Origin of the sequence: Rhodopseudomonas sp. BR0C11 (genome assembly GCF_010820945.1) — a bacterium.
Classification (GTDB): domain Bacteria; phylum Pseudomonadota; class Alphaproteobacteria; order Rhizobiales; family Xanthobacteraceae; genus Rhodopseudomonas; species Rhodopseudomonas palustris_H.
In genome coordinates, this window is the sequence record NZ_QTKI01000284.1 from 1 (window position 1) to 6,311 (window position 6,311).

The following is a 6,311-nucleotide window of genomic DNA, read 5'->3' on the forward strand; positions in this document are numbered from 1 at the left end:
GGTCAGGATGAACTGATCGTCCGGTGCGTTCGACAATTTCTCGGCGCGCGCGTCGATTTCGCCGGCTAGCGCCTTTTGCGCCGTCGCCTGCAACGCCTTCGCATCCGAGCCGGCCTCGGCCGCGTCGGGCGCAAAGGTGAAGCCATCGAGCCGGCCAATCACGTGGCCCTCGACGATCACCTCACCAGTCTTGCCAATTTCCGTATTCAACATCGTGTTTTCCCGCAGGCGGCGCATCAATACACTGGTCCGGCGATCGACGAAACGTTCCGTGAGCCGTTCATGCAACGCATCTGACAATTTATTTTCAACGTCGCGCGAGATGCCCTGCCAGTGTTCGGGGTCGGCGAGCCAATCCGGTCGGTTGGCGACGAAGGTCCAGGTGCGGATTTGCGCAATTCTCGCGGAAAGCGTGTCGATACCGCCGTCGGTGCGATCCGCCTGATCGACCTGGGCAGCGAACCAGCTATCCGGTATCCGCCCCTTTTGCATCAAGAACCGGTACAGCGTGATCACTAGCTCGGCATGAGCCGCTGGTGCGATCTTACGGTAGTCCGGGACCTGACAGACATCCCATAGCCGCTCCACCGCGGCTTTGCCCTGCGCGATTTCGCGCACCTCGGGGTCGCGGGCAACGTGGTCGAGAACGCGGAGATCCTCGGCGACCGGGGCGCGCGTCAGCGCCTCGTGCCGGGGCGACTCCGCCAGCGACACTTGCAGCGCGCCGAGCGAGGCGAAATCCAGCTCGGCGTTGCGCCATTGCAGCATCTTCACCGGTTCAAAGCTGTGGTTTTGCAACGCGTTGACCAGCTCGGGCTCGAACGGCGCGCAGCGCCCGGTGGTGCCGAAGGTGCCGTCCCGGGTGGCGCGGCCGGCGCGCCCGGCGATCTGTGCGAATTCAGGCGGGGTCAGGCGGCGAAACTGATAGCCGTCGAATTTGCGGTCGGACGCGAACGCGACGTGGTCGACGTCGAGGTTGAGCCCCATGCCGATTGCATCTGTGGCGATCAGGTAATCTACGTCGCCGGACTGAAACATCGCCACTTGGGCGTTGCGGGTGCGCGGGCTCAGCGAGCCCAGCACCACCGCGGCACCGCCGTGCTGGCGCTTGATCAATTCGGCGATCGCATAGACCTCGTCGGCCGAGAACGCCACGATCGCGGTCCGTCGTGGCTGACGGGTCAGCTTGCGGTCGCCGGCATATTCGAGCTGCGACAGCCGCGGCCGGGTGACGATGCTGGCGCCGGGCAACAGCCGCTCGATCATCGGCCGCATCGTCGCGGCGCCGAGCAGCAGCGTCTCGTCGCGGCCGCGCCGGCGCAGAATACGATCGGTGAAGACGTGGCCGCGCTCGAGGTCGGCCGCGATCTGGATTTCGTCGACCGCCAGAAACGAGACGTCGAGATCGCGCGGCATCGCCTCGACGGTCGAGACCCAGTAGCGAGGCTTGGAGGGTTTGATCTTCTCTTCGCCAGTGACCAGCGCGACTGCGTTGGCGCCGACCTTGTCGACGATCTTGTTATAGACCTCGCGCGCGAGCAGCCGCAGCGGCAGACCGATCAGGCCCGACGGGTGCGCGACCATCCGCTCGATCGCCAGGTGCGTCTTGCCGGTGTTGGTCGGGCCTAGCACTGCGGTCACGCCGGCGCCGGGGACGCGGTCATTGGTAAACGCTTCAGAGTACAGGTTGGGCATTTCGAGTGGATTTCTGCGTGGTCGCGGTCAGATCTGTGTCACATCGCGACGCCGCAGCAATCGCCGATTAAGGGCTGGAACGAGTCCGGAACGAAACGCGGCCGAATCGCTGACTCGTTCTGAGTCGGGAGTGGCTGACGCAATATGTCGTACAGGGCTCAGCGGCGCGCTCAAGATCAGGTAAAAAGACAGGCCATTATCCTCTTCGCCCGGGTGAGTTCGCCGCGGTTCATGCGTTCCGCGATTCCGACGGGAGTCAACATGATTCAGCGCCGCCGATCACCGGCAGGCGGGGCCGCGCTCTATTGCGCGCGTGATGCCGACTTCGGAGGTGCGGCCTGGGTGATGAATTGCGTTGCTTCCAGCATCGCGTTGCCGACCGGCGTCGGGATCTTCAGCCGAAAGGGCGCAAGCACGCGGGTGTCGGCGATCGGTGCCAGCCAGACTTCCATGTCGCGCTGTTTGATCAGGTACTTGATCGCGGCACGATCCGGGATGTAGCCCGACACCGGGCTGAAATACACCGCGCACACCAGAGCCGGCCCACGATAGCCTTTTTCGGCCTTCACCGTCTCGGTGCGCTTGTACTCCATCCGCAGATCGTAGCGCATGCGGCCGTCGAAGATCGGCGTCGACACCCGGCAGGAGTCCGGGCTGAGCACGTCGCCGGTGCCCGGCACGCGCAGGAACGACGCCGTCATCGGATCGATCACACCACGGCGATGCGCGTCCGTCACCGGGATGCGGTCGTCGTCCGGTGGCGGCTCGGGCTCGATGCTCGACTCTTTGACGCTGCCGTTCGCGAGCGTGATGCGGATGGTTTCGGTTTTCTTACCGCCCGTGATGCTGGCCATGTAGTTGCCCGGCACCAGCTGGCCGTTGATCACTCGGCCCTGCGCTTCGCCGCGGCCGTGGCCACTGGAAAACGCCTGCATCACGCCGGAGGTCGTCCCGGTCGCGGATGCCGAATAGAAATCGTCGTCGACCTGGATCACCCACGCGCCCTTGCCGACCTCGATCCCGGCGAGGGAGGCTTCATAGCGGGCGTCGAGCTTGCCCTGAGCAGCCGCAGGAACAGCCGTCAGCACCGCGGCGGCAGCCAGCAGCCCGCCCAGACCCGCGTACCGGGTCGCCGCGGGAATGACAGTGGCAATGTGGCGGCTGCTGATGTTCACGAACGATGTCCTGCCTGGCGCGGAGGGCGCCGTCGATGGGTCAACTCGCACCGGGCCGATTTGTTGGTGTCGGAACCGATTACGTCCTTTATATGGTGCCAGATGCTTGATGGTGCCCGCAAATCCGCGTATCGCCGGGCACCTAACGGCAGTTCCCGATTCGGCATTTTCGGGTTCCGGCGCAGCCGTCGCTTGACGCTGCGCGCCAGCCCTTTTATAGGTCCGCGGTTCCTGAAAACGGACGAATGATGAAGCCCCGCGCCTGCTGGTGGGCCGGCGGGGGATGACAGAGGATTTTCGCCATGTCTCGGCGCTGCGAACTGACCGCCAAGGGTGCCCAGGTCGGCCACAAGGTCAGCCATTCGAACATCAAGACCAAGCGGCGTTTCCTGCCCAACCTGGTCAACGTCACTTTCCTGTCGGATGCGCTCGGCCGCGCGGTGCGGCTGCGCGTTTCGACCAACGCGCTGAAGAGCGTCGACCACCGCGGTGGCCTCGACGCCTACCTGCTCAAGGCTCGCGACGCCGAGCTGTCGCCGAAGGCGGTGGAGCTGAAGCGCGCGATCGCCAAGAAGACGGCTGGCGCGCCGGTTGCCGCGGCGAGCTGATCGCCGCTTCGCCAGTTCAGGCCTGATTGAGATTTCGGCGGCCGGGTCGTTCGACCCGGCCGTTTTGTCGTGCGTGCGTGCTAGCTGCCGAGTTGGCGGCTCGCCAAGCAGGAGCCGCAATCGAACGTGCGACCTCCCGGTATCACTACCAGGAATATACCTTCGTTCGAATCACGTACTTTCCCGAGGTGACGGAGCGATCGGCCGATCGCACAACTTCTTCACGTCGGTCTGATCGCCCATTCGAGCGCATACCGCAGCATAAGCCGCCGCCGTCGCTCTTCCATGCGCGCCGGTGCGGTCGCCATCGCAGGGGCCTTCATGAAACTGTCGACCCGGCTGACCCTCGCCATGGTAGCGCTGGTTTTGGTGACCACCGCGGTGCTCGGATTTCTCAATTACCAGAACGTCGTCGATCTGGTGATGCCGCGGGCGCTGATGCGGCTTCACACCCACGCTCAGCTCAACGCGCTGCTGATCGAGACCTCACTGCAGAATACGCACGCCGACGCAGTCGGGGCGCAATCCTCCGCGGCATTGCGCGACCTGCTCACAGCCCGGCGTGACAGCCTGCAAACCACCGGCGAGGAGCCGGCGAACTGGCGTAAGCGGATCGAAGCCCGTTTCATCGCCGAGCTGGTGGCAAAGCCGAGCTGTGCAATTCTGCGCGTGATCGGCCCGGAGGACGGCGGCCGCGAACTGGTGCGGGTCGATCGGCTCGGTCCAAACGGCAGCATTCGGGCTGTGCCGCAGTCCGAGCTGACCCGCCGCGGCGATCGCACGTACGTCAAGGAAGGCATGGCGTTGCCGCCCAACCGGGTGGCGATGTCGAAGGTCGAGCTGAACAAGACTGCGACCGGGCTCGAGACACCCTATGTGCCGACGGTGCGGACCATGGCGCCGATCGACGGGGCCGATGGCACGCGGCTCGGTCTCCTCGTCATCAATACGGATCTGAGCGGGACGCTCGAGCGGATCCGCGAGAGCTCCGACGGCAGCAGCATCATCTACGTCGTCAACGCCGATGGCGACTACTTGCTGCATCCCGACCGGTCGCGTGAGTTCGGCTTCGACCTCGGCAAGCCGAGCCGCATCCAGGACGACTTCCCGCGCATGTCCGAACTGCTGCTGCTCCGCAAGGGTGGCGATACCCCTACACTGGTCGCCGACAGCGCCGGCGATCGGTTCGGCGCCGGGTGGGATTGGGCCGAGTTGCCGAACGGACCGAGGCTCGCGGTGGTGGAAATGCGGCCCTACGTGTCGTTGACGTCGGTGCAAACGGCGGTGCGGAATTCCACCATCCTGGGCGGCACGGTGGCGATCCTGGTGGCGATGCTGATGGCGTTTCCGCTGGCGCGCTCGCTCACCCGTCCGCTCGTGCGCATCACCAATTCGATCGTGGCGTTCTCATCGAGCGGTGTGCCGGTCAAGGTGAAAACCGGCGGTGGCCACGAGATCAACATGCTGGCCGACGCTTTTACGCGGATGGCTTCAGAGTCCCAGCGCAAGGCGGAGGCGTTGGCCTCCGAGGTCGAGCAGCGCTCGCGAATCGCCGAAGTGCTGCAGAACACCATCGACAACATGGTCGATCCGGTGCTGGTCGCCGACGCCAATGGCATGGTGATTCTCACCAATCCGGCCGCTCGGGAAACCTTCGGCCAGCTGTCTGGCGTCGGCATGCTCAACACCACCCGATCGTTCGACCGGTTCGATGCGGACGGCAATCCGATGGCACAGGATCAGTCGCCGCTGCTCCGCGCCTTTCGCGGCGAGACTATCATCAATTTCGAGTTCGCGGTGCAGCCGATCGGCTCGACGCGCCGTTCCTATCTGATCGCGAACGGCCGCCCGTTGCGGAATGAAACCGGCGAGATTCAGGGCGCCGTGATGGTTTACCACGACATTACGAAGACCAAGAAGGCCGAGGACGCGCTTCGTCGCAGCGAGCAGATGTCGCGCGCGATCATCGATACGGCGCTCGACGCGTTCGTGCAGCTCGACGCGCAGGGGCGGATCACCGATTGGAGCCCGCACGCCGAGTCGATGCTGGGCTGGAGCCGCGAAGAAGCGATCGGTCAGGATTTCGGCGAGCTGGCGCTCCCGCCGGATCAAACCCGAGAAATCAAGACCGGTTATCGACGCTTTATCGAAGCGATCGAACATGACATGAGCGTGATTCAGGGCCATCGCATCGAGATCGAAGCTGTCCGGCGTGACGGCTCGCCGATCGCGCTCGAAGTGTCGATGACGGCGCTGCCGGTCGAGGGGCGGTTCGTCGTCAACGTCTTCATGCGCGACCTGACCGAGAAGATCGCGTTCGAAGAGCAGCTGCGGCAATCGCAAAAGATGGAGTCGATCGGGCAACTGACCGGCGGCATCGCCCACGACTTCAACAACATGCTGACGGTGATCACTGGCACCATCGACATCATCAGCGACGGTGTTGCCGACCAGCCGCATCTAGCGGCCATTGCTAAACTGATCAGCGAAGCCGCCGACCGGGGTTCGGAGCTGACCCGGCTGCTGCTCGCCTTTGCGCGTAAACAGCCGCTGCGGCCCGACGAGACCGAGGTCAACGCGCTGCTGTCGGGCTTGCAGAGCCTGCTGCGGCCGACGCTCGGCGAGCCGATCGAAGTCGAGACCGTGCTCGCGCCAGATACGTGGTCGATCTATGTCGACCGCGGCCAGCTTGAATCGGCGCTGGTCAATCTCGCGGTGAACGCACGCGACGCGATGCCGAAGGGCGGCAAGCTCACGATCGAGACCAGCAACGTCGTAGTCGATCCGGATCTCGGCAAGCGGTTTGGTGATCTGGCACCGGGCGACTACGTGA

4 protein-coding genes are annotated in these 6,311 nt (G+C 64.6%); 2 read left to right on the forward strand and 2 right to left on the reverse strand.

Annotated features, from left to right (window positions below):
• Together DYI24_RS18825 and DYI24_RS18830 are read right to left on the reverse strand one after the other, a co-directional pair.
• On the reverse strand, positions 1-1,695 hold a 1,695-nt coding region (locus DYI24_RS18825), incomplete at its 3' end, for a helicase-related protein (RefSeq protein ID WP_205523589.1).
• Between the two features lie 302 nt (positions 1,696-1,997).
• On the reverse strand, positions 1,998-2,870 hold the full coding sequence (locus DYI24_RS18830; RefSeq protein ID WP_164573396.1) for a DUF3108 domain-containing protein: 873 nt from the start codon (positions 2,868-2,870) through the stop codon (positions 1,998-2,000).
• A gap of 302 nt (positions 2,871-3,172) precedes the next feature.
• Between DYI24_RS18830 and rpmB the strand changes: the two genes are divergently transcribed.
• Together rpmB and DYI24_RS18840 are read left to right on the forward strand one after the other, a co-directional pair.
• Positions 3,173-3,478: a 50S ribosomal protein L28 gene (rpmB, locus tag DYI24_RS18835; RefSeq protein WP_107342708.1), complete on the forward strand. Its 306-nt coding sequence runs from the start codon at positions 3,173-3,175 to the stop codon at positions 3,476-3,478.
• 321 nt (positions 3,479-3,799) lie between these two features.
• Positions 3,800-6,311, forward strand: a 2,512-nt coding sequence (locus DYI24_RS18840) for a PAS domain S-box protein (protein ID WP_164573397.1), incomplete at its 3' end; no start/stop codon positions are given.